3 rRNA genes are annotated in these 948 nt (G+C 47.7%); all 3 read left to right on the top strand.

From position 1 onward, the window contains the following. Positions 1-67 (top strand): 16S ribosomal RNA (locus tag B5F07_RS22180); the annotation flags it as partial. Between the two features lie 60 nt (positions 68-127). Beyond that, positions 128-245, top strand: a 5S ribosomal RNA gene (rrf, locus tag B5F07_RS22175). A gap of 447 nt (positions 246-692) precedes the next feature. Then, positions 693-948 (top strand): 23S ribosomal RNA (locus B5F07_RS22160); the annotation flags it as partial.

Here is a 948-nt window from a genome sequence, read left to right as displayed (position 1 = left end):
GCCAGTAACTGGGGTGAAGTCGTAACAAGGTAGCCGTATCGGAAGGTGCGGCTGGATCACCTCCTTTCTAGGGAAGAATGAAGTAGAGAGCTGTTGTCTATTGTTGGGTTATCAAGAACCTAAGCTTTCTGGTGGCGATGCGTTCAGGGGTAACACCCGTTCCCATCCCGAACACGATGGTTAAGACCTGAACGGCCGATGGTACTGCACTGGAGACGGTGTGGGAGAGTAGGTGGCCGCCAGATTAAAAAAAGAAAAAACGGAGACGGAATCGCCGTCGAAGTTTAGCATAAATACGGGCAAAGATGAGCTACAACTTATCACCGCCAACCCATTCAGCAGGGCAGTGCTGTTAAAAACTGGTTTCACCAGTGATCAGAGTTCAAAAGAGATTTTGGGTTCTGATGACTGATGAAGAGTCAGTCAGGAGCAGATGCGAAGCTCTGAGAGCGCCTGCATCTTTATGTACCTTGAAAACTGCATACAGAGATCAATGAAAAATATCTTATATGACTTTGTGGACTCGAGAGAGTCCGTGAAGAGATACAAGACATCCGAGGAAATGTTATTAACAACATTTGATCCGCAAGGATCCTTCGAAGAAAACGAAGAGAAAAAATTGATCTGTTGCCAGCACATGTAACGCTATACATGTGGAGATGATTCTCCATTCCCGTGGAGAAGAGTCGTCTGGTCATGCTGATAAGAGCGTATGGTGGATGCCTTGGCACTAAGAGCCGATGAAGGACGTGATAAGCTGCGAAAAGCTTCGGGGAGGGGCAAATACCCATCGATCCGGAGATCTCCGAATAGGGAAACCTGGTTGGGCAGACCCCAGTCATCCTTAACCCAATCCATAAGTTAAGGAAGGGAACCCGGTGAACTGAAACATCTAAGTAGCCGGAGGAAGAGAAAACAACAGTGATTCCGGAAGTAGCGGCGAGCGAA

It is taken from the genome of Lachnoclostridium sp. An169 (genome assembly GCF_002160525.1).
In the GTDB taxonomy this organism is placed as follows: Bacteria; Bacillota; Clostridia; order Lachnospirales; family Lachnospiraceae; genus Mediterraneibacter; species Mediterraneibacter cottocaccae.
Note: the sequence above shows the minus strand (reverse complement) of the source record. Positions and strands in the feature narration are given on the sequence as shown.